Raw genomic sequence first — 19,408 nt, 5'->3', positions numbered from 1 at the left:
GGCTGGAGGTGAACCTCAGGCGGCATCGACGCCGACCGCGTGACGACCGGCACGCTGCGGGATGAGGAGCACGAGCAGCACCATGAGGAGCGCCAGCACCGCGGAGATCGTGATGTCGTCGATGCCCAGGCCGCCCGACGCCGCGGGCTTATCGAGCGAGTTGGCGAGGGTGGCGCCGAGCGGCCGGGTGAGGATGAAGGCGGTCCAGAAAAGCAGCGGCCGGGATACGCGCGTCCGGACATGCAGGGCCGTTACGACGGCGAGCGCGAGGACGATGAGGAGCGCGCTGCCGTTGTACCCAAGGCCGGTGCCGTCTGCCATCCAGTCACCCAGCGCGGTGCCGAGCGTCTGCGAGAACATGATCGTGGCCCAGTAGAACCCTTCGGCCTGTGGGGTCCGCACCGATTCCACGGCGACGGTGCCCAGGGTGTGCTTCCAGAGGAGGAGGGTCGCGACGACCGAGGCGAGGAGGATCAGCGATCCGCCGAGGTAGCCGATGCCGAGGGATCGGTCGCAGAAGTCCGCCAGCGTCGTACCGGCGAGCGTCGTCGCGGTGATCACGGCCCAGTACAGGATGGGATGGAAGCGGGTTGCCCGGATCTGTGCCGCGAGCAGCACGGCCAATACGGTCCCGAAGATCGCCGTACCCGTGAGATAGCCCAGGCCGAGCGTCAGGGCGACGGCGTTGCCGCCGACCTCGCCCAGCGTGGTGGCCACGATCTTGATCGCCCAGAACCCGGCGGTGGCTTCCGGCACCTTGCCGGGTTCCGTGGGAATGGTTCGCTCGGGTCGTTGCATGAGGATGCCTTATGTGAGGCCGGGGTCGGTTCAGGCGGCCTGCATCCGGTCGATGACCGCGAGCAGATCGTCGATGGCGCGACGGCAGGCGGCCGGGTCGGGGGGCGAAGCCCGCAGCGCGTCGAGTGCGCCATCGATGGCCTTGTCCACGATGTGCCAGTCGGCGGCCGCACGCGGCTTGAGACCCGCCTCGGCCCCGTCCCAGGACAGCTCCAGGTCCTTGATCCGCGCTTTCGCGGCCGAAAGGTCGCCCCGGTCGGCGAGGGCCTTCACCTCGACGACGATGGCCCGGAATTTCGAGAGGTCGCCGAGCTTCGACGTGGCAGCCGTAGCCGCTGTCGCGCCGGAGGCGTCCTGCACCGCCAGCAGCACGAGGGGTGCGGCGGTGCCCCCGATGATCACGGCGACAACCGTGGCAAGGATGATGGTTCTCATGGTCTTCCCTCCGGCTCATGCGGCGTTAGGCAGTGGGAAAATGGAGGGCGTTCGGACATCTCGCGGGCAAAGCTCAGCCCCCAAGCAGTCCCCCGGGCTCTCGCGATGGCGGGACCAGGCTCAAAGCCCCCACCAGGGCGACGATGACCGCGAGGAAGACGAGGCTGGTATGGGCCGTGCCGAACCCGAGCCCGCCGTATTCCCGGGCCTGCGAGAGGAGATCGCCGAGGGACGCGCCGAGAGGCCGCGTGACGATGTAGGCGAGCCAGAAGGCCAGCACCGGGTTCGCGCCGAGGCTCCGGGCGAGCGCAAGGGCGGCCAGGCCCGTGCCGAAGATGACGACGCCGAGATTGAAGCCGAGCCCAAGCGCCTCCGTGGCGAGGTCGCCCGCCGCCGTGCCGAGTGCGAAGGTCAGGAGGATGGCGAGCCAGTAGAACGCCTCGCGCCTGCGGGTCACGATGGCATGGATCGAGAGGGTCCCCTCGGTCGCGAACCAGACGGCGAACACCGCGGCCAGGGCGCACGCGAACACGCCCGTGCTCACGAAAAGGCTGACGCCGAGCTTGTCGGTCAGGATGTCGGTGACCTGCGTGCCGACCACGCTGACGAGCACCACGGTCGACCAATAGATCCACGGCACGTAGCGTCGCTGACGCATCTGCAGGACGAGGGCCCCGGCGAGGAGGGCGGCCGTGATCGCGGTCGTGGTCGCCGCGCCGAGGCCCACGTTGACGGCGAGATAGTCCGCTCCGGTCTCGCCGACCGTCGTCGAGAGGATCTTGATGACCCAGAAGGCCGCGGTGACCTCCGGGACCTTGTTCAGGACCCGGGCCTCTGTCCCGCTCATTCCCGTCTCCCGTCCGTCATCGTCCGCGGCGGGTGATAGCCGGCTAGAATGAGGACAGAATGAGCGCAGGCCCGGGAAAGCGCAGGGAGGTTTTCAGGACTGTGGACGGACCTCCGCTATAGCCCCTTGCCTGTCGCGGCGGTTCTCGACCGTTAGGCTCAAGCCGTGTCGCTCCGCGGCGCGGCGGGCGATGGCCAAGCCGAGGCCGGTTCCCTCGATCCCCGGCGGCGCGGCCCTGAAGAAGCGGTCGAAGAGACGCGATGCGCTGCCCGGCGGCAGGCCGCAGCCGGTATCGCGCACCGCCACGACGGCCTTCCCGTCCCGAAGCCGGAGCGTGACGTCGACCTGCCCGCCTGCCGGGGTGTAGCGCAGGGCGTTGTCGATCAGGCTGGAAAAAAGGGTCGTGAGCTCGTCGCGAACGGCGGGAATCCGCACAGGCGTCTCGATGTCCACGCCGATGTCGATATCCTTGCCATGCGCGAGCACGACATGGTCGGCGACGCAGTCGAGCAGAACCTGTCCGAGGTCGACGGTCTCGCGACTTCCCGCGTTGTCGTCGTCGAGGCGGGCGAGGCGGAGCAGCTGATCCACCAATCGGCTCGCCCGAGCGATGCCCCCCGCGAGCGCCATGCGTCGGTCGTCCCGCCCCCCGTCGAGGGCGCCGACCTGGATCTGCATCGCGGCCAGCGGCGTCCGGAGTTCATGCGCCGCGTCGGCGACGAACCGTTTCTGGGCGTCGAGCGCGGCCTGCAGGCGCAGGATCAGGCCGTTCATGGCCTCGACCAGCGGCGCGACCTCCGCCGGCACGCCGCGCGGGGAAAGCGGGCCGTTCGCCGTCGCGCCCCGCCCCGCGAGGTCTCGCACCAGGTCGTCCAGCCGCCGAAGGACCCGGTCCATCGCCCACCCGACCACGATCCACGATAGCGGGATCAGGAGCAGCAAGGGGGCCAAGGCCCCCAGCGCCGCGTTCCGCGCGAACTCGGTCCTCACCACCTCGCGTTGCGCGACCCGGACCATCGTGGTGCCGTTGGCCGTCGCGTAGGTGCGCCAGGCTTCCCCGCCCATGACGACGTCCGCGTAACCGGTGCGTTCAGGACGCAGTGCGTCGACGCCGCGGTCGCTGCGCAGAAGCCGTCCGTCCTTCCAGATCGATACGGCGAGCTGGTCCTCCGGATCCTGGTCGGCGGCCGGCGGGGCATCCGCGTCCGGGAGACCGGGGCCGGCGTTGAGGGCGACCTGCCGCAGCTGACCGTCGAGGAAATCGGACGCTTCCCCGCGCGCCAGGACGTAGGCCGCGAGCATGGCGGCAAGGCCGATACCGGCGAGGAGGGCGGTCATCCACCCGAGCGCGGTCCGGCGCAGGGAAACGACCCTCATGGCTTCGGCACCATCCAGCCGGCGCCGCGGACGTTGAGGATCGTGCCCTTGCCGACCTTGCGGCGGATCGTGAGGATGATGGCGTCGACGGCGTTGCTCTCGACCTCCTCGCCCCATCCGTAGATGCGTTCCTCGATCTGGGCCCGCGACAGGATGCGGCCCGGCCGCTCCATGAGGGCATGCATGAGGGCGTACTCACGGGCGGACAGCACGGCGACGGTTCCGGCGTGGGAGAGGGCGTGGGTCTCGGTATCGAGTTCGGTGTCGGCGGCCACGAGCCGGGAGCTCGCCCGTCCCGCCCGGCGTCTGAGGATGGCCCGCATCCGCGCCAGCAACTCGCGCGTCTCGAATGGCTTCACCAGGTAGTCGTCCGCCCCGAGGTCGAGGCCGGCGATGCGGCTGTCGAGGCCGTCCCGGGCCGTTACGATGAGAACCGCCGTGTCGATGCCCGCCGCCCGGGCGGATCGGAGGACGTGGAGGCCGTCACCACCCGGCAGGCCGAGGTCGAGCAGGACGAGCGCATGGCCGCCGTTGCGCAGCGCGGTCTCGGCTTCGACGCCGTCGCGAACCCAATCGACGGAATAGCCCTCGGCCGAAAGGCCGTGCGAAAGCCCTTCGCCGATCATCCGGTCATCTTCGATCAACAGCACGCGCATCGGTCGGCCCGTCCGGCTTCGCGCCTTCGTCGTGAACGGCACGACGATGCGTCTTCTCCACCGGACTTCATCAACGATAGGCCACGAGCACCGCCCCGGCGGCGATGAGCGCGACGCCGACCCAGTTCGGCGCGGATAGCCGTTCGCCTAGGAAGGTCACGCCGAAGATGGCCACCAGTACGACGCTGAGCTTGTCGATGGGGGCCACGCGGCTGGCCTCGCCGAGCTTGAGGGCGCGGAAGTAGCAGATCCACGAGCCTCCGGTGGCGAGGCCCGACAGGACGAGGAACACGTAGGTCCTTGCCGACACCGATCCGACCGGCTGCCACTGGCCGGTCCCCACCAGGATGGCGCCAAGCGCGCAGAGGATGACGACCGTGCGGATGAAGGTGGCGAAATCGGAATTGACGTTCTCGATCCCGACCTTGGCGAAGATCGCGGTCAGCGCCGCGAAGGCGGCCGAGAGCAGCGCCCACAGCTGCCAGGATCCGAGCAATGATCTCATTTCGTGTTCTCCGGTGTGGCTTCGCGGACCTGCAAAACGCGTCTGGGCAGTTCGCGGGCGAGCGCCGTTCGCCTGAAGGGGGTCGACTTCCGCCATGCACGGATCTCGGGGACGGTGCGGCCGCATCCTAGGCACCACCCGGTCCTGCCATCGAAGCGACAGACACCCGTGCACGGATCGTCCTTCTTCACGCGAGCGTCCCTCATCAAAGCCAAACGTCCACCGTTCACTCGACATATATAGGGTACCTCCCTATGTTACCAAGCGAGCGAGGATGCTGATCTCATGGCCCACACCGTCAAGGACAAGTCCAAGCTCCTGGCGCGCGTGCGCCGGATCAAGGGACAGGCGGAGGCGGTCGAGCGCGCGCTTGAGGCGGAGATCGGCTGCTCCGACGTCCTGATGCTGGTCGCCTCGATGCGCGGGGCCATCAATGGCCTGACCTCCGAACTGATGGAGGAGCACATCCGCCATCACGTCGTCGATCCCGCTAACGAACCCGATCCGGACCGCGCCAAGGGCGCGTCCGAGTTGATCGAGGTCATCCGCACCTACCTGAAGTGAGATGTCGCATGGACATGACGTACGCGAGCCCGGGTCGTGCTCCCTCAGTCGATGACGGTGCCGGCGTGGCCCACGGCCATTCCCACGTCTTCCTCGGCGAGGGTCACGACCGCAACGAGCGCCGGACCTGGGCCGTCATCGCGCTGTGCGGGGTCATGATGGCCGCCGAGATCTTCGGCGGCCTGGTGTTCGGCTCCATCGCCCTGGTCGCGGACGGCCTGCATATGTCGACGCATGCCGGCGCCCTACTGCTCGCCGCCCTGGCCTATCGCTATGCCCGCCGGCATGCCGACGATGACCGCTTTACCTTCGGCACGGGCAAGCTCGGCGACCTCGCCGGCTTCACCAGTGCCATCGTGCTCGCGATGATCGCCCTGCTGATCGCCTACGAGGCCGTGCTCCGACTCATCGAGCCGGTGGCCATCGATTACAACGAGACCATCGCCATCGCGGTCCTCGGCCTGGGCGTGAACCTCGCCAGCGTCTGGCTGCTGGGAAGCGACCACGACCACGGACATCATCACGATCACGGACATGATCACCACGACCATGCCGACGCGACGCAGACCATCGTTACGTCGGCTGGGAGGTTCGGCATGGAGATCCACGAGGACGGCGTGCCTCCCCGTTTCCGCCTGACCGCCACCGGTGTGGAGTCCCTCGCCTCGGGCGAAGGCATGACCATCGAGACGGTACGCCCGGACGGGTCGCGCCAGACGTTCGCGACGGTCCGCAGGGGCGATGTCATCGAGAGCGTCGAGACGATCCCTGAGCCGCACGCCTTCGAGGCAATCCTCCGCCTTTCCGGATCGGACAGCATCTGGTCGGTGACCTTCGAGGAACACGCGCACGGGCATCACGGCGCCATGCACCGGGACAACAACATGCGCGCGGCCGTGGTCCACGTGGTGGCCGACGCGGCGGTCTCGGTGCTGGTGATCGCCGGACTTTTGCTCGCCCGCTTCCTCGGTTGGACCTGGATGGACCCCTTGGCCGCCATCGTCGGGTCAATCGTCATCGCGAGCTGGGCCTACACTCTGGTGCGGGACACCGGTGGGGTGCTTCTCGACATGCAGCCCGATCCGAGCCTCGCGGGCAGGGTCAGGGACATCATCCAGGCGCAGGGCGACAGGATCGCGGACCTGCATCTCTGGCGCCTCGGACCCGGTCATCTCGGCGCCATCGTCTCCGTGGTGACCGCCAAAGGCCGGGGACCCGACTACTACCGGCACCTGCTGGGCGGTGTCGGCACCCTCTCGCACCTAACGGTCGAGGTCAGGGACGAGGTGCGTCCGTAACCATCCATGAGGCCGTTGACCTTCCCACCATGGGAAGCACCATCTCGGCATGACGTCACCCCATCGGAGAGTCGTCATGTTCGAGATCAAGGTCATCGGGATGAACTGCGGCGGTTGCGCCAAGTCGGTCACCCGCGCGATCCACGCCGTGGATGCCGGCGCAACCGTCGCGGTCGATCTCGCCACCGGCACGGTCGCGATAACGAGCGCGGCTGGCACCCCGGCTGGACGCTTCGTCGATGCCGTCCGGGCCACTGGCTACGGGGCCGATACCTTGCCCCTCGCGGCCTGATCGACAGGCAGCGGAAACCTGCGTTCCGATTGACAGGGCGCGGTGCAGATGAGGGCGCCCTACGACCCGACCACCGGCTGCGAGTTTTACCGAGCGGCTCCATGCCCAACGAGGAGATGGGCGTGATGAAGTATGCCAAGGACCCGGCCACCGGGGCGATGGCTGGGACGATCATCGACGACCGGGAGAAGGTCGGCGAGAGGGAGGCATGGCTCAGGAAGAATGCGAGGTAGGCCAATCGCGGGAATGCCTGGAGGACAGGCGGGGGCCGCCTTCCAGGCCCGCGATGATGGGGCAATCCGGGCGTTCGTCGCCGTCGCAAGCGAGGCTGAGGCCACGCAGGACATCCGCCATCTCCTGCAGGTGGCGGGCCTTTCCTTCGAGTTCCTTGATGTGGGTCAAGGCCAGGGCCTTCACCTCTGAGCTGGTGCGGCTGGGGTCGCCCCACAGCCCGAGCAGCACCCGGATGCGGTCCAGGGAGAAGCCGAGATCCCGGGCCCGCCGGACGAAGCCGAGCCGGTGGACGTCCTCCGGACCATAATCGCGGTAGCCGCTGTCCTGGCGGTCGGCACGGGGCACGAGCCCGATGCTCTCGTAGTGCCGGATCATCTTGGCCGAGACCCCGGAGGCCCGGCTCGCCTCGCCTATGTTCATCGTGAGAGCCCCTCCGTTGACCTTCCCATAATGGGAAGGTGCAGGAAGGCCCGCAAGCCCAATCGGCCGCAGCTGGTCCGTCGCTTTCAGGGTGACGAACGGACGGCATCCCGGCCGACAACCCACGGAGTTTCCGATGCAAGCCACCGCGTCCCGCAAGGCCGTCCTGTACCGGATGATGATGCCGCAGCACACGTGCCCCTACGGCCTCAAGGCGAAGGACCTCCTCGAACGCCAGGGCTTCCAGGTGGAGGACCATTGGCTGACCACCCGCGAGGAGACCGACCGCTTCAAGGCCGAGCATGCGGTCAAGTCGACGCCCCAGACCCTCATCAACGGCGAGCGCGTCGGGGGTTTCGACGACCTCAGGCGGCATTTCGGCCAGGCCGCCAACGACCCGAACGCGACGACCTATACGCCGGTCGTGGCGGTGTTCTCGATGACGGCGCTGATGGCGCTCGCGGCGAGCTACGCCGTGTACGGCACGCCCCTGACGGTCCGGGCGGCCGAGTGGTTCATCGCGTTCAGCATGTGCGTCCTTGCCCTCCTGAAGCTGCAGGACGTCGAGACCTTCTCGTCGATGTTCCTCGGCTACGACCTGCTGGCCAAGCGCTGGGTGCGCTACGCCTACGCCTACCCGTTCCTGGAGGGCATCGCCGGCGTCCTGATGGTGGCCGGCGCCCTGAACTGGCTGTCGATCCCCGTGGCCCTGTTCATCGGCACCATCGGCGCGGTCTCGGTGTTCAAGGCGGTCTACGTCGAGAAGCGCGAGATCAAGTGCGCCTGCGTCGGCGGGTCGAGCAAGGTGCCGCTCGGCTTCGTCTCGCTGACCGAGAACGTGATGATGGTCGCCATGGCCGTCTGGATGCTGGCGATGGGGCATTGAACGGCATGGCCACGATGTTCCCCTCCTGGCTCCACGCGCTCTCGGTCCTGGCACTGCTGCTCGGTGCCGCCTGCTCGATCCTTCTGTCGGTGCAGGTCATCCGGCATCCACAGCACATGACCGTGATGAATGTCGTCTGGCCGGTCAGCGCCCTGTTCGGGACGGTGGTCGTGGTCTGGGCCTACTTTCGCTATGGCCGCCTCGCGACCATGGAGACGCATCACCGCGCGATGGAGCGGGACGAGAAGCCGCCGAACATGACGCAAACGCCGTTCCCGGTGATGGTGGGCAAGGGCGCGCTCCACTGCGGGAGCGGCTGCATGCTGGGCGACGTCGCCGCCGAGTGGCTCGCCTTTCTGGTGCCGGCGGTGGCTGTCTGGTTCGGCTGGCAGTCGCTCTTCGACGAGAAGATGTACGCGGTCTGGGTGCTGGACTTCGTCTTCGCCTTCGGGCTCGGGATCGTGTTCCAGTATTACGCCATCGTCCCGATGCGTGGGCTCTCCCCCGGCCAGGGCATCGTTGCCGCGCTCAAGGCCGACACCCTGTCGCTGATCGCCTGGCAGGTCGGCATGTACGGCTTCATGGCGTTCGCCCAGTTCGTCCTGTTCCCGCACCTTGCCGGGGAGCGTGCGCCGGTGAACTCGGTCGAGTTCTGGTTCGCCATGCAGGTTGCCATGGTCGCCGGATTCCTGACCAGCTACCCGGTGAACTGGTGGCTCGTCGGCTCCGGCATCAAGGAGCGAATGTAAGTTCGCTCCCGCAAGGCCGTGCGACCTGCTTGCCTTGAGGTCCGTCGTTTCAATCGAGAAAAGATAAGGGGCCCCGAAGGACCCCTGGACGATCACATGCGGTGGTGGCGATGACCATGACCGTGGCGCATCATGTGGCCGCGGTGGTGATGGTGGCGCATCATGTGGCGGTGCCCGTGACGATGGCCCATCATGCGGCCGTGGCCGCGGTGACCGTGCATGCCGTCCATGCGGACGTCGACGACGTTGGTCGTGGCATCGACGGCGCCGATCATGCCGGGAGCGGCGGACGCAGGTGCGGCGATGCCGATGGCGCCGAGCGCAGCCAGGGCGGCGACGGCGAACAGGGACTTCCTCATCGGGCTTCCTCTCAGGTTGTTGGTGGCCTGGATCGGGTCAGAGACCAATCCGGCGACACCTGTGAACGGCCATGCTTCCTGGACCGTTCCGCGAGGTTCGTACTCCTGGGCCGAGCATGGATAAGGGAACGTTCTTCCCACGGTCGCTTCGGCCCCGCGGGCCCTCGCGCCGACTTGGGGCGCCGCCCGCCTCGACGGGGCGCCGGCTCGACCGGATCACCCGTCCTCGCCCCTCTTCCGCATGCACCTGCGGGATCGTCCGAACGGTGACGGCACCAGCGCCGCGCATCCCGGACGTCGAAGGAAGCCTACGGGCCTCCGGGGAACATCCCCTTGCGTCCCTTCCATCATCCGGCGCGTGCGGGCCACTGCCGATGGAGGTCGTCGATGACGAAGGCGTGCGCATGGCGCTTGCCCTGGTGAAGGTGCGGGTGCCCTTGAGCGAGGTCGGCATGGGCATGCTCGATCACGTCGGGATCGGCAGCCGGCCACGTCCAAGCCGCCGCCGCAACCCCGGCGAGCGTCAGGGCACCGAGGACCGCGAGCGTCGCCGGCATTCCGACCGATGCGCCGAGCCAACCCGCGAGCGGATAGGTGACGAGCCAGGCGGCATGGGACAGGGCGAACTGCGCGGCGAAGACGGCGGGCCGGTCCTCCTGGGTCGCGGACCGGCGCAGGAGCCGTCCGGTCGGCGTCTGGACGGCGGAATAGGCGGTGCCGAGGACGAGCCAGGTCGAAAGCAGGAGCGGCCATCCGATGGTACCGCCCCATGTCATGGCGGCGACGCCGAGGAGCACCGTCCCGAGCAGGGCCGCCGCGGGGATCATGACGGCGCGGTCCGGGAGCCGGTCGAGCAGGCGCGGCAGCGTCAGTGCGGCGATCATGGAGCCGCCCCCGAACAGGCCGAGGGCGAGGGCCACGTCGGCCTGGGGCCGGTCCAGGAGTCCCTGCACGATCACCACGGTGTTGACGATGACCATCGCGCCCGCCGCGGCGACCGCGAGGTTCAGGGCGAGCAACCCGCGCAGGCGCGGCGTCGCGAGGTAGATCCGAAGGCCCCGAGTCGTGCGGTCGTAGACGCCGCCATGCGGGTCGGACCGAGTGGCGGTCGGCAAGGTCACGGACACCACCAAGGCCGCCGAGCACAGGAAGCCGACGACCGTGCCGCCGAACAGCGCGTTGTAGGGCACCACCGTCAGGAGAAGGGCCGCCAGGGTCGGGCTGAGCAGGTTCTCCAGGTCGTAGGCGAGGCGCGAGAGCGAGAGGGCGCGGGTGTAGTCCCGTTCGTCCGGCAGGATGTCCGGGATGGTGGCCTGGAAGGTCGGGGTGAACGCCGCAGAGGCCGATTGCAGGACGAAGATCAGGGCGTAGATCTGCCAGACCTGGTCGACGAAGGGTAGCAAGAGCGCGATGCCGGCCCTGACGAGGTCCGTGCCCACCAGGAATGCGCGTCGTGGCAACCGGCTCGTGAAGGCCTGGGCCACCGGGGCGACGAGGACGTAGGCCACCATCTTGATGCCCAGCGCCGTCCCGAGGACGGTGCCGGCGCGGTCACCGGCGATCCGGAATGCCAGAAGCCCGAGGGCGACCGTGAGCAGGCCCGTGCCGATCAGGGCGATGACCTGGGCCGCGAACAGGTGACGGTAGGTGCGGTGGGCGAGGACGCTCAGCATCGGGCGCGCCTCACAGGTACTTCGCGAGCAGCTTGAACTCGGCGAGGGCGTCCTTGGTGGACTTGCCTCCCTGCCCGACGCCGTCCACGAGGCAGTGCTCCATGTGGTCCTCGATGAGGACGCGCTTGGCGTTCGTGATGGCGCTCTCGACCGCGTGCAGTTGCTGGGCGAGGTCCACGCAGGGCCGCCCCTCCTCGATCATCGCGATGACCCCGGCGAGGTGGCCGTGCGCGCGCTTCAGGCGCTTGACGATGTCCGGATGCGAGGCATGTTCCATCCCATGATCCTATCCCCCCGGAGGGGATGCATCAATCGGCGGCGCTCGCTACGGCGGCGTGTCGTGGCCGGCCTGCGGTCCGTTTTCGCCGAGCAGGTCGGTGACGTGGGCCTCGGCCGGATGGCCGGTGGCGGCGCGGTGAACCTGCGAGCATGCCGCGAACCCCGGACCCGAAACCGTCATAACCAAAAGGCGGGTGCCGTCGTCCCGCATTCGCATCGCCAGGGTGGTCCGCGCCTCCGGCCATTCCAGGGCGTTCCCAGCCGGTCCCGTGCGGGGCTCGCCGTGGCGCCGTACGCCTTCCCGGCGCATTGCCTCCCACGCCGACGCGGCGGCGACGTCGCCGAGCGGACGCCCGACCCAGACCACTTGCTGCAGGCCCTGGTCCCGGCAGACGACGAGGATGACCTGGGCCGTGTCGGTGCCCGAGGCGAGCGGCCGGTCATGAAAGTAGAACAGCCCGGTCAGGTTCGCCTCGCGGTCGACCATCGAAGGCGGCGCGATCCGGTCCACCGGTCCCCACGAGAGACCGAACGGTGCCTCGTCGCCCGAAGCGGCCGCCGGCGTCGCGATGGCAGCCCATGCCGCGAGGGCGAGCGCTGGACGGCACGGCATCGGGCTACTCCGCGGCTCTGAGGTGCGCCGAGGGCTCCGCCACCCGGGCCTGCGAACCGACCGTCGCGGTCCGGGCGAACAGGGCATAGAGGGCGGGGAGGATCACGAGCGTCAGAAGGGTCGCGCTGATGAGGCCGCCGATGACGACAGTCGCGAGCGGCCTCTGGATCTCGGCCCCCGTCTCGGTCGCCAGCGCCATCGGCACGAAGCCCAGCGATGCCACCAGGGCCGTCATCGCCACCGGGCGAAGCCGGGTCATGGCGCCCTCCAGGATGGCGTCGCGCCGGGGTCGCCCGTCCGCGATGAGCTGCTTGATGTAGGTCAGCATCACGAGGCCGTTGAGGACCGCCACCCCGGACAGGGCGATGAACCCGACCGCCGCCGGCACCGAGAACGGCATGCCTCGCAGCCACAGGGCGGCGATGCCGCCGGTAAGCGCCAAGGGGACCGCGCTGAACACCAGGAGGGCGTCACGCGCCGAGTTCAGGGCCGAGAACAGCAGCAGGAAGATGAGGAAGAAGCACACCGGCACGACCACCATCAGCCGCTGCCGGGCCGAGGCGAGGTTCTCGAACTGGCCGCCCCAGGTCACGTAGTATCCGGCCGGAAGCTGGACCCCCGATGCGACCTTGGCCTGCGCCTCGGCGACGAGCGAGCCGATGTCGCGGCCGCGCACGTTGGCGGTGACCACCACCCGCCGGCGCCCGTTCTCGCGCGAGATCTGGTTCGGCCCCTCGGTGACGGAGAAGCTCGCGACCTGCTTCAGCAGCACCGACGCGGCACGTCCGTTCGGTCCCGTAGGCAGGGGCACCGGGATGTTCTCCAGCGCCTCGCGGTCCTCTCGCACCTTGTCGTTCAGGCGCACGACGATGGGGAAGCGACGGTCGCCCTCGAACACCATGCCGGCCTCCCGTCCGCCGATGGCCGCCCCGATGACGTCCTGGATCGCGGACGTGCTCAGGCCGAGACGGGCCGCCTCCGTCTTGTTGATCTTGATCTCCAGGAACGGCAGACCCGCCGTCTGCTCGACCTTGACGTCGTCGGCGCCCTCGGTCCCGCGCAGGATCGTGGCGACCTGGTTGGCGGCCTTAAGCATTGGCTCGAACTCTTCGCCGAACACCTTCACGGCGAGGTCGCCGCGGGTGCCGGCCAGGAGCTCGTTGAAGCGAAGCTGGATCGGCTGGGAGAACTCGTAGACGTTGCCCGCGAGCGCCCCGAGGGCCTTCTCGACCTGCTCCTGCAGGTCGGCCTTGGACAGGTCCGGGTCGGGCCATTCCTCCTGCGGCTTCAGGATGACGAAGGTGTCGGACGAGCTCGGCGGCATCGGATCGGAGGCGACCTCCGCGGTGCCGGTCTTGGAGAAGACGTAGGCGACCTGGGGGAATCTGCTGATGGCCTGCTCGACCTTCAGCTGCATCGCCTGCGATTGGGTCAGGGAGGTCGAGGGGATGCGCTGGGCGTTCAGCGCGATGCTCTTCTCGTCGAGCTGCGGGATGAACTCCTGGCCAAGCCCCCTGAACAGAAAGCCGGCGCCGACGAGCAGCACCAGGGCGACCGCGACGAACGTCATCGGGACCCGCAGGGCGGCGCCGAGGACCGGTCGGTAGGCGGCCTTGATCCCGCGGATGATGAAGTTGTCCTTCTCCGTGACCTTGCCGGTGATGACGATGGCGATCATCGCCGGCACGAAGGTGAGCGACAGCACGAACGCCGAGACGAGGGCGATGATGACGGTGAGCGCCATCGGCTCGAACATCTTGCCCTCGACCCCGGTGAAGGTGAGGAGCGGCACGTAGACGAGGATGATGATGGCCTGCCCGTAGAGGGACGGCTTGATCATCTCCTCGGCGGAGGCGCGGACGGTGACGAGGCGCTCCTCCAGGTCGAGCTTGCGCCCGAGTTCCCCCTGGCGCTCCGCGAGGTGGCGCAAGGCGTTCTCGGTGATGATGACGGCGCCGTCGACGATGAGGCCGAAGTCGAGGGCGCCGAGGCTCATCAGGTTGGCGCTGATGCGGCCCTGGACCATGCCGGTCATGGTCATCAGCATCGCCACCGGGATGACCAGCGCCGTGACGATGGCCGCCCGGATGTTGCCGAGCAGCAGGAACAGGACGACGATGACCAGGGCGGCGCCCTCGGCGAGGTTCTTGGCGACCGTGCGGATGGTCGCCTCGACCAGCAGCGTCCGGTTGAGGACGGTCTGGGCCTCGACGCCGGGGGGGAGCGTGCGCCGGATCTCGGTCATCTTCGCGTCGACGGCGGCCGAGACGGTGCGGCTGTTCTCGCCGATCAGCATCAGGGCGGTGCCGATGACGACCTCCTGCCCGTCCTCGCTTCCCGAGCCCGTGCGCAGGTCGCGCCCGATCCGGACCTCGGCGATGTCGGAGATGCGCACGGGCACCCCGCCGCGCGTGGTGACGACGACGGAGGCGATGTCCTCCATGGTCTCCAGGCGGCCGGCGGCGCGGACGACGTAGCCCTCGCCGTTGTCCTCAAGGTAGCGGGCGCCCTGGTTGGCGTTGTTGGCCTCCAGGGCCCGGCCGATATCCGCGAAAGAGAGGTCGAGGGCGGTCAGCTTCATCGGGTCGGGCTGGACGTGGTACTGCTTGTCGAAGCCGCCGATGCTGTCGACCCCGGCCACCCCCGGCACGGTCTTCACCTGGGGCCGGATGATCCAGTCCTGGACCGTGCGCAGGTAGGCGGTGCGTTCGAGCTCTGTCGTGAGCCGCTGGCCCTCGGGGGTCAGGTAGCTCCCGTCGCCCTGCCAGCCGGGCTTGCCGTCGGGCGAGACCTTGCGCTCCCCGGCCTTCGCGTAGTGGATCGACCACATGTAGATCTCGCCCAGGCCCGTGGAGATCGGGCCCATGTGCGGCTCGGCCCCCGGCGGCAGGGTCGACTTCGCCTCGCCGATCCGCTCCGCGACCTGCTGCCGTGCGAAGTAGATGTCGAGCTTTTCGGAGAAGACGGCCGTGACCTGCGAGAAGCCGTTCCGCGAGAGCGAGCGGGTGTATTCGAGGCCCTTGATCCCGGCGAGCGCGGTCTCGACCGGGTAGGTCACCTGCTTCTCGATATCGACCGGGGAGAGCGACGGCGCCGTCGTGTTGATCTGCACCTGGTTGTTGGTGATGTCCGGCACCGCGTCGATGGGCAGCTTCGTCAGCGAGAACACGCCGAAGCCGGCCGCCAGCAGCGACAGCAGCACCACGAGCCAACGCTGGTGGACGGAGAAGTCGAGGATCTTCGAGATCATGATGGCCGCCCTCAGTGGTCGTGGTCGGCTTCGGCCTTGCCGAGCTCGGCCTTCAGGACGAAGGAGTTGGCCACCGCGACCTCGTCGCCGGGCTTGAGGCCGGTCAGGATCTCGAAGGCGTCGTCGTCGGCCTTGCCGATGGTCACGTCCCGGCGCTCGAAGCCCTCCAGGGTGCGGACGAACACGACCTTCTCAGCCCCGATGGTCTGTATCGCGGACTTGGGCAGCCGCACCTTCACCGGGTCGCGGGCGATCTCGACCTCGGTGGTCACGAAGGTCCCGGGGCGCCAGGTCATCTCCTTGTTCGGCAGGGCGACGATGACCCGGGCCGAGCGCGTCTCGGGGTTGAGGATCGGGCTGACGAAGACGACCTTGCCCACGCCGCGGGAGGCGTCGTCACCCCCGACGATGGTGACCTTGGCGCCCTCGCGGACCTTCGACAGCTCCGTGGTCGGGATGGCGAGTTCGATCCAGACGGAGGACAGGTCAGCGACGGTGTAGACGTCGGCCGGGTCGCCCTCCTTGCCGACGGCGGTGCCGACGTCGACCTTGCGCTCGACCACGCGGCCTGAGAGCGGGGAGCGCAGTTCGTAGCGGCGCAGGCTCGACAGGTTCGGGGTGGTCTCGTCCTTCTTGGCGGAGGTGGCGACCTCGGCCGCGTTGAGGCCCAGGGCAGATAGTTTCTGCCGGGCGAGATCGACGCGCAGGGTCGCTTCGGAGTAGGCGGCCTTGGCGTTCAGGAATGCGGACTCTGCCGAGATCCGCTTGTCCCAGAGAGCCTGCTGGCGGTCGAAGTTGGTCTTCTCCAGGTCCGCCTTGACCGTCGCGGTGAGGAAGTCACTCTTGGCCTCGGCGACCTCGCGGCTGTCGAGGACGGCCACGACCTCGCCCTTGGCGACTTCCTCGCCGAGGCGCTTGCGCATCTCGGCCACGGTGCCGACGACCCGTACGGGGACGCGAGCGATCCGGTCGGCGTCCTGGGCGATGGTGCCGGGGACCAAGAGATGGCGCGAGAGGATGCCGCCCTCGACCGTGGCGAGCTTGATGTCCTGCTCCGCGGCCTGCTCGGCGGACATCTTGATCTTGCCCTCGCCCTCCTGGTCGTGGCCGTGCGCCTCGCCTTCGGCGTGCTTGTGGCCTCCGGCTTCCGGCTTGGCCTCGCCCTCAGAGTGCTTGTGCTCGTCGTCGGCATGCTCGTGGCCATCGTCGGCTGCGGATGTCGCCGGCTTGGTCATGGCTGCGTTGGTCTGCAGCGTCGCCCGGGCGTTCGTCAGGCCGGCGGCGGCGAGCGCGCCCTGCACGACCTCGGACACACGGGGGAAGGCACCGCCGATGGCGATGCCGATGGCCAGGAAGGCCACGGAAAGGAATGCACGCATGGGAATGGGCCAGGTCCGCCAGGGACGTCGCCGCCGCTCGTGCGGTCAGGGACGGTCCCGTACTGGGTAATCGCGATGGTGAGGCGGCCGGGGCCCGCGGGGGGCCGGCCGGGACGCGCCACGGACGTGGCGACGTCGCCTCAGGCGCGAGGCGGCCTGGGAAGGCGGTCGGGCGAGACCGATCCGATGGGGGTCGTCACGGTCGCGTAGGAGGCGCGCGCGGTCCCGCGGGACGGCAGCGTGGGCGTCCCGTCGACGTTCAGGGCCTGGTGGCAGCCGCAATTGGCATGGCAGGCCGGACAGGTATCGGCGTGGTCCGGCCTGGAGCCGTCCGCCGGGGCCGACATGGAGAGTTCGTGGCTGACGGACCGGTGAGCCTCGGCGGAATGGATCGCGCCGGGGACGACGAGCGCCATGACCAGGACGAGCGAGAGCGCGCGGACGGTGGTCGCCCACCAGCCGCGCATCGTCTCGTAGGCCCTGATCCGGGGTCCCGTGGTCATGGTCGCCTTATGAACGATTCAGGGCCACCCGTACATGCCGGGCGACCCGAGACGTGGCTCGCGCCTCAATAGTCGTCGTGATGATGGTGGTGCCTGCGCTCGCCGTAGAACCCACGCTCCCCGTAGTACGCCCGGTCGCCGTAATCCCGATGCGGCCGGTGGATGACGACATCGTCGTGGTCGCCGTGGTGGTAGCGGTCGACATGGACGTCTCCGCGCCTGTCGAAGTCGCCGCCGTAGTATTGGGCGGACGCAGCGGCCGGAGCGAGGATCAGGCTGACGGCGACCAGGACTGGGATGCGGACACGCATGGCTCGTTCCTCAAGGGATGATGCCGTCAGGATCGGCTCCGACGGTTGAACGAGGCATGAAACCGCCGTTCATCCATCGGTGGCCGGAAGCACCGGACCGATGTCTTGCGACGCGGATACAGGGCTCCTCCGGTCGCACAGGTTGGAGCATCCCCTTCGGGTCGGGCATGTTTCCGATGGCTCAGACGACGTTGGCGGGAGCGAGGGCGCAGGCGGTGTCGGCGCTCGTCTCGACCTGCAGGGTGGTGTGGCCGATGCCGAACCGTTCCTTGATGCCGGCGGCCGCGTTCATGAGGAAGACGTCGTCGGGACGTCCTCCGGGCATCAGGAGATGGGCGGTCAGGCAGGTCTCGGTGGTGCTCATCGCCCAGATGTGGAGGTCGTGCAGGGTGGTGACGCCGGGCAGTCCTTCGAGATGGCTGCGGACGGCGGCCGGATCGATGCCCGGCGGGACGGCGGCGAGGGACAGCGTGAGGCTGTCCCGCAGGAGTCCCCAGGTGCTCCAGACGATGACCGCGACGATGGCGAGGCTGACGACGGGATCGAGCCAGGTCCACCCGGTATACAGGATCACGAGGCCGGCGATGACCACGCCCGCCGAGACGGCGGCGTCTGCGGCCATGTGCAGGAAGGCGCCCTTGATGTTGATGTCGCCCTTGGCGCCCGAGGCGAACAACCAGGCGGTGATGCCGTTCACCAGGATGCCGACCGCCGCGACGACCATCACGGTCTTGCCGGCGACTGGGACGGGCTCGCCGAAGCGCTGGATCGCCTCCCAGGCGATGGCGCCGACCGCGACCAGCAGGAACACCGCGTTGAACAGGGCCGCCAGGATCGACGACCCCTTCATCCCGTAGGTGTAGCGGGCGCTCGGGGCGCGCTTGGCCAGCACCATGGCGACCCAGGCCACCACGAGGCCGAGCACGTCCGAGAGGTTGTGGCCGGCATCGGCCAGCAGGGCCATCGAGTTCCCCAGCACCCCGTAGGTGGCCTCGACGGCGACGAAGCCGACGTTCAGGGCGATGCCGGTGGCGAACGCCTTGCCGAAGCTCGCGGGGGCATGGGAATGGCCCGGCCCGTGTGAATGGCCGGCATGGCCCTCGGCCGAATGGGCCTCGTGGTCATGCGATCCATGATCGTGGCCGGCGTGTGCGTCGTGCGTCGTCATGGCGTCCTGTTCGTGGCGGTGTCGGTCGATGGATTGCGGGGGGCTATTCGGCCGGTGCGGGATGGGTCGCGACGGTGCCTTCGCGGTGCTCGGCCCACGCCTGCCGCAGGATCTGGACAGACGAGGTCAGGAAGATCCCCGCCATCACCGCCGCTACGGCGAGGTCGGGCCAGGCGGACGAGGAACCCCACACCCCGAGCGCGGCGACCATGACCACGACGTTGCCGATGGCGTCGTTGCGCGAGCACAGCCAGACCGAGCGCACGTTCGCATCGCCGTCCTTGTAGCGACGCAGGAGGAGTACCGATCCGAGGTTCGCAGCCAGCGCCAAGACCCCAATGACGCCCATGACCTCCGCCCTGGGCACGCCGAGGACCATCGTCTGGTAGACGGTGCTGCCTAAGACCCAGAGCGCCATCAGGAACAGCGAAGCGCCCTTGAACAGGGCCGCCTTCGAGCGGACTGCCAGCGATGCGCCGATCACGGCGAGGCTCAGCCCGTAGGTGACGGTGTCGGCGAGGAAGTCGAGGGCGTCGGCCTTGAGCGCCTGCGAGCCGGCGAGCTGGCCTGCCGCCATCTCGGTCACGAACATCGCGCCGTTGATGCCGATCACCGTCCAGAGGACGGCCTTGTAGCGTGGGTCGACGCCGTCGAAGACCGGCACGCCTCCCGAGCAGCATGAGCCGCCGGCCTTGTCGTGCACCGGCGTTTGCGTGGGGGTCCCGGGGAACGCGAGCTCGGGAGGGGAACAGCAGGCGGCGGCCTTGGTCGTCCCGCAGCAATGCTCGCTCATCACGTCTCCTTCCCATCGG

24 protein-coding genes are annotated in these 19,408 nt (G+C 68.7%); 6 read left to right on the top strand and 18 right to left on the bottom strand.

Annotated features, from left to right (window positions below; genetic code table 11):
- Positions 1-15: 15 nt before the first annotated feature.
- From ASF57_RS23115 to ASF57_RS25175, 7 genes are all read right to left on the bottom strand, one after another.
- Positions 16-798: a hypothetical protein gene (locus tag ASF57_RS23115; protein ID WP_156376303.1), complete on the bottom strand. Its 783-nt coding sequence runs from the start codon at positions 796-798 to the stop codon at positions 16-18.
- A gap of 30 nt (positions 799-828) precedes the next feature.
- A complete protein-coding gene (locus tag ASF57_RS23110) occupies positions 829-1,233 on the bottom strand; it encodes a hypothetical protein (RefSeq protein WP_056488081.1) in 405 nt (134 codons plus the stop codon).
- A 73-nt stretch (positions 1,234-1,306) separates the two neighbouring features.
- Positions 1,307-2,080 carry a hypothetical protein gene (locus tag ASF57_RS23105; protein WP_056488078.1) on the bottom strand — a complete coding sequence of 258 codons (774 nt, stop codon included), beginning with the start codon at positions 2,078-2,080 and terminating at the stop codon, positions 1,307-1,309.
- Between the two features lie 93 nt (positions 2,081-2,173).
- Positions 2,174-3,457, bottom strand: coding sequence for an ATP-binding protein (locus ASF57_RS23100; protein ID WP_056488073.1), 1,284 nt, complete (start codon positions 3,455-3,457; stop codon positions 2,174-2,176).
- The gene (locus tag ASF57_RS23095; protein ID WP_056488069.1) at positions 3,454-4,113 is read right to left on the bottom strand and encodes a response regulator transcription factor; all 660 of its coding nucleotides are present in this window, start codon (positions 4,111-4,113) and stop codon (positions 3,454-3,456) included. The genes ASF57_RS23100 and ASF57_RS23095 overlap by 4 nt, the downstream gene beginning before the upstream one ends.
- A gap of 70 nt (positions 4,114-4,183) precedes the next feature.
- Positions 4,184-4,618, bottom strand: a complete 435-nt coding sequence (locus ASF57_RS23090; RefSeq protein WP_056488065.1) for an EamA family transporter — start codon at positions 4,616-4,618, stop codon at positions 4,184-4,186.
- A complete protein-coding gene (locus ASF57_RS25175) occupies positions 4,615-4,824 on the bottom strand; it encodes a DUF1289 domain-containing protein (protein ID WP_244477084.1) in 210 nt (69 codons plus the stop codon). Before ASF57_RS25175 ends, ASF57_RS23090 begins: the two co-directional genes overlap by 4 nt.
- 79 nt (positions 4,825-4,903) lie before the next feature.
- Here ASF57_RS25175 and ASF57_RS23085 point away from each other — a divergent pair, with 79 nt between their 5' ends.
- The 4 genes from ASF57_RS23085 (at position 4,904) to ASF57_RS27335 (ending at position 7,005) form a co-directional block, all read left to right on the top strand.
- The gene (locus ASF57_RS23085; RefSeq protein ID WP_056488062.1) at positions 4,904-5,182 is read left to right on the top strand and encodes a metal/formaldehyde-sensitive transcriptional repressor; all 279 of its coding nucleotides are present in this window, start codon (positions 4,904-4,906) and stop codon (positions 5,180-5,182) included.
- A 14-nt stretch (positions 5,183-5,196) separates the two neighbouring features.
- Entirely contained in the window at positions 5,197-6,480 is a 1,284-nt protein-coding gene (gene dmeF / locus ASF57_RS23080) for a CDF family Co(II)/Ni(II) efflux transporter DmeF (protein ID WP_056488404.1), read from the top strand.
- Positions 6,481-6,556: 76 nt separating this feature from the next.
- Complete coding sequence (locus ASF57_RS23075) at positions 6,557-6,772, top strand: heavy-metal-associated domain-containing protein (protein ID WP_056488059.1); 216 nt, start codon at positions 6,557-6,559, stop codon at positions 6,770-6,772.
- A gap of 101 nt (positions 6,773-6,873) precedes the next feature.
- On the top strand, positions 6,874-7,005 hold the full coding sequence (locus ASF57_RS27335) for a hypothetical protein (protein WP_280138776.1): 132 nt from the start codon (positions 6,874-6,876) through the stop codon (positions 7,003-7,005).
- Here ASF57_RS27335 and cueR read toward each other — a convergent pair.
- Complete coding sequence (gene cueR, locus ASF57_RS23070; protein ID WP_056488056.1) at positions 6,986-7,426, bottom strand: Cu(I)-responsive transcriptional regulator; 441 nt, start codon at positions 7,424-7,426, stop codon at positions 6,986-6,988. The genes ASF57_RS27335 and cueR overlap by 20 nt on opposite strands.
- 136 nt (positions 7,427-7,562) lie before the next feature.
- Between cueR and ASF57_RS23065 the strand changes: the two genes are divergently transcribed.
- Positions 7,563-8,312 carry a glutaredoxin gene (locus ASF57_RS23065; RefSeq protein ID WP_056488053.1) on the top strand — a complete coding sequence of 250 codons (750 nt, stop codon included), beginning with the start codon at positions 7,563-7,565 and terminating at the stop codon, positions 8,310-8,312.
- 14 nt (positions 8,313-8,326) lie between these two features.
- On the top strand, positions 8,327-9,061 hold the full coding sequence (locus ASF57_RS23060; protein ID WP_156376317.1) for a DUF4396 domain-containing protein: 735 nt from the start codon (positions 8,327-8,329) through the stop codon (positions 9,059-9,061).
- 92 nt (positions 9,062-9,153) lie between these two features.
- Here the strand turns inward: ASF57_RS23060 and ASF57_RS23055 are convergent, their stop codons facing one another.
- From ASF57_RS23055 to ASF57_RS23010, 10 genes are all read right to left on the bottom strand, one after another.
- Positions 9,154-9,420 carry a hypothetical protein gene (locus ASF57_RS23055; protein ID WP_056488048.1) on the bottom strand — a complete coding sequence of 89 codons (267 nt, stop codon included), beginning with the start codon at positions 9,418-9,420 and terminating at the stop codon, positions 9,154-9,156.
- Positions 9,421-9,767: 347 nt separating this feature from the next.
- The gene (locus tag ASF57_RS23050) at positions 9,768-11,093 is read right to left on the bottom strand and encodes an MFS transporter (RefSeq protein ID WP_056488043.1); all 1,326 of its coding nucleotides are present in this window, start codon (positions 11,091-11,093) and stop codon (positions 9,768-9,770) included.
- 10 nt (positions 11,094-11,103) lie between these two features.
- Positions 11,104-11,370 (bottom strand): metal-sensing transcriptional repressor, encoded by a 267-nt coding sequence (locus ASF57_RS23045; RefSeq protein ID WP_056488040.1) that lies wholly within the window; start codon positions 11,368-11,370, stop codon positions 11,104-11,106.
- 48 nt (positions 11,371-11,418) lie between these two features.
- A complete protein-coding gene (locus ASF57_RS23040) occupies positions 11,419-11,985 on the bottom strand; it encodes a hypothetical protein (protein WP_056488037.1) in 567 nt (188 codons plus the stop codon).
- A gap of 4 nt (positions 11,986-11,989) precedes the next feature.
- Positions 11,990-15,235: a CusA/CzcA family heavy metal efflux RND transporter gene (locus ASF57_RS23035; protein WP_056488034.1), complete on the bottom strand. Its 3,246-nt coding sequence runs from the start codon at positions 15,233-15,235 to the stop codon at positions 11,990-11,992.
- An 11-nt stretch (positions 15,236-15,246) separates the two neighbouring features.
- Positions 15,247-16,614, bottom strand: coding sequence for an efflux RND transporter periplasmic adaptor subunit (locus tag ASF57_RS23030; protein ID WP_056488032.1), 1,368 nt, complete (start codon positions 16,612-16,614; stop codon positions 15,247-15,249).
- A gap of 140 nt (positions 16,615-16,754) precedes the next feature.
- A complete protein-coding gene (locus ASF57_RS23025; RefSeq protein WP_244477083.1) occupies positions 16,755-17,117 on the bottom strand; it encodes a hypothetical protein in 363 nt (120 codons plus the stop codon).
- A gap of 65 nt (positions 17,118-17,182) precedes the next feature.
- On the bottom strand, positions 17,183-17,428 hold the full coding sequence (locus ASF57_RS26545) for a hypothetical protein (protein WP_056488029.1): 246 nt from the start codon (positions 17,426-17,428) through the stop codon (positions 17,183-17,185).
- Between the two features lie 181 nt (positions 17,429-17,609).
- Positions 17,610-18,596: a cation diffusion facilitator family transporter gene (locus ASF57_RS23015; protein ID WP_056220747.1), complete on the bottom strand. Its 987-nt coding sequence runs from the start codon at positions 18,594-18,596 to the stop codon at positions 17,610-17,612.
- A gap of 43 nt (positions 18,597-18,639) precedes the next feature.
- Positions 18,640-19,389 (bottom strand): cation transporter, encoded by a 750-nt coding sequence (locus ASF57_RS23010; protein ID WP_056220744.1) that lies wholly within the window; start codon positions 19,387-19,389, stop codon positions 18,640-18,642.
- Between the last annotated feature and the right edge of the window lie 19 nt (positions 19,390-19,408).

Source organism: Methylobacterium sp. Leaf117 (assembly GCF_001422985.1).
Lineage (GTDB): Bacteria > Pseudomonadota > Alphaproteobacteria > Rhizobiales > Beijerinckiaceae > Methylobacterium.
This window is presented reverse-complemented; position numbering and strand designations above follow the sequence as displayed.

What these genes read in the sequence shown, in the direction of transcription:
- ASF57_RS23115 (WP_156376303.1), bottom strand. Translation starts at nt 798, where the DNA reads ATGCAACGACCCGAGCGAACCATTCCCACGGAACCCGGCAAGGTGCCG.
- ASF57_RS23110 (WP_056488081.1), bottom strand. Translation starts at nt 1,233, where the DNA reads ATGAGAACCATCATCCTTGCCACGGTTGTCGCCGTGATCATCGGGGGC.
- ASF57_RS23105 (WP_056488078.1), bottom strand. Translation starts at nt 2,080, where the DNA reads ATGAGCGGGACAGAGGCCCGGGTCCTGAACAAGGTCCCGGAGGTCACC.
- ASF57_RS23100 (WP_056488073.1), bottom strand. Translation starts at nt 3,457, where the DNA reads ATGAGGGTCGTTTCCCTGCGCCGGACCGCGCTCGGGTGGATGACCGCC.
- ASF57_RS23095 (WP_056488069.1), bottom strand. Translation starts at nt 4,113, where the DNA reads ATGCGCGTGCTGTTGATCGAAGATGACCGGATGATCGGCGAAGGGCTT.
- ASF57_RS23090 (WP_056488065.1), bottom strand. Translation starts at nt 4,618, where the DNA reads ATGAGATCATTGCTCGGATCCTGGCAGCTGTGGGCGCTGCTCTCGGCC.
- ASF57_RS25175 (WP_244477084.1), bottom strand. Translation starts at nt 4,824, where the DNA reads ATGAGGGACGCTCGCGTGAAGAAGGACGATCCGTGCACGGGTGTCTGT.
- ASF57_RS23085 (WP_056488062.1), top strand. Translation starts at nt 4,904, where the DNA reads ATGGCCCACACCGTCAAGGACAAGTCCAAGCTCCTGGCGCGCGTGCGC.
- dmeF (WP_056488404.1), top strand. Translation starts at nt 5,197, where the DNA reads ATGACGTACGCGAGCCCGGGTCGTGCTCCCTCAGTCGATGACGGTGCC.
- ASF57_RS23075 (WP_056488059.1), top strand. Translation starts at nt 6,557, where the DNA reads ATGTTCGAGATCAAGGTCATCGGGATGAACTGCGGCGGTTGCGCCAAG.
- ASF57_RS27335 (WP_280138776.1), top strand. Translation starts at nt 6,874, where the DNA reads ATGCCCAACGAGGAGATGGGCGTGATGAAGTATGCCAAGGACCCGGCC.
- cueR (WP_056488056.1), bottom strand. Translation starts at nt 7,426, where the DNA reads ATGAACATAGGCGAGGCGAGCCGGGCCTCCGGGGTCTCGGCCAAGATG.
- ASF57_RS23065 (WP_056488053.1), top strand. Translation starts at nt 7,563, where the DNA reads ATGCAAGCCACCGCGTCCCGCAAGGCCGTCCTGTACCGGATGATGATG.
- ASF57_RS23060 (WP_156376317.1), top strand. Translation starts at nt 8,327, where the DNA reads ATGTTCCCCTCCTGGCTCCACGCGCTCTCGGTCCTGGCACTGCTGCTC.
- ASF57_RS23055 (WP_056488048.1), bottom strand. Translation starts at nt 9,420, where the DNA reads ATGAGGAAGTCCCTGTTCGCCGTCGCCGCCCTGGCTGCGCTCGGCGCC.
- ASF57_RS23050 (WP_056488043.1), bottom strand. Translation starts at nt 11,093, where the DNA reads ATGCTGAGCGTCCTCGCCCACCGCACCTACCGTCACCTGTTCGCGGCC.
- ASF57_RS23045 (WP_056488040.1), bottom strand. Translation starts at nt 11,370, where the DNA reads ATGGAACATGCCTCGCATCCGGACATCGTCAAGCGCCTGAAGCGCGCG.
- ASF57_RS23040 (WP_056488037.1), bottom strand. Translation starts at nt 11,985, where the DNA reads ATGCCGTGCCGTCCAGCGCTCGCCCTCGCGGCATGGGCTGCCATCGCG.
- ASF57_RS23035 (WP_056488034.1), bottom strand. Translation starts at nt 15,235, where the DNA reads ATGATCTCGAAGATCCTCGACTTCTCCGTCCACCAGCGTTGGCTCGTG.
- ASF57_RS23030 (WP_056488032.1), bottom strand. Translation starts at nt 16,614, where the DNA reads ATGCGTGCATTCCTTTCCGTGGCCTTCCTGGCCATCGGCATCGCCATC.
- ASF57_RS23025 (WP_244477083.1), bottom strand. Translation starts at nt 17,117, where the DNA reads ATGACCACGGGACCCCGGATCAGGGCCTACGAGACGATGCGCGGCTGG.
- ASF57_RS26545 (WP_056488029.1), bottom strand. Translation starts at nt 17,428, where the DNA reads ATGCGTGTCCGCATCCCAGTCCTGGTCGCCGTCAGCCTGATCCTCGCT.
- ASF57_RS23015 (WP_056220747.1), bottom strand. Translation starts at nt 18,596, where the DNA reads ATGACGACGCACGACGCACACGCCGGCCACGATCATGGATCGCATGAC.
- ASF57_RS23010 (WP_056220744.1), bottom strand. Translation starts at nt 19,389, where the DNA reads ATGAGCGAGCATTGCTGCGGGACGACCAAGGCCGCCGCCTGCTGTTCC.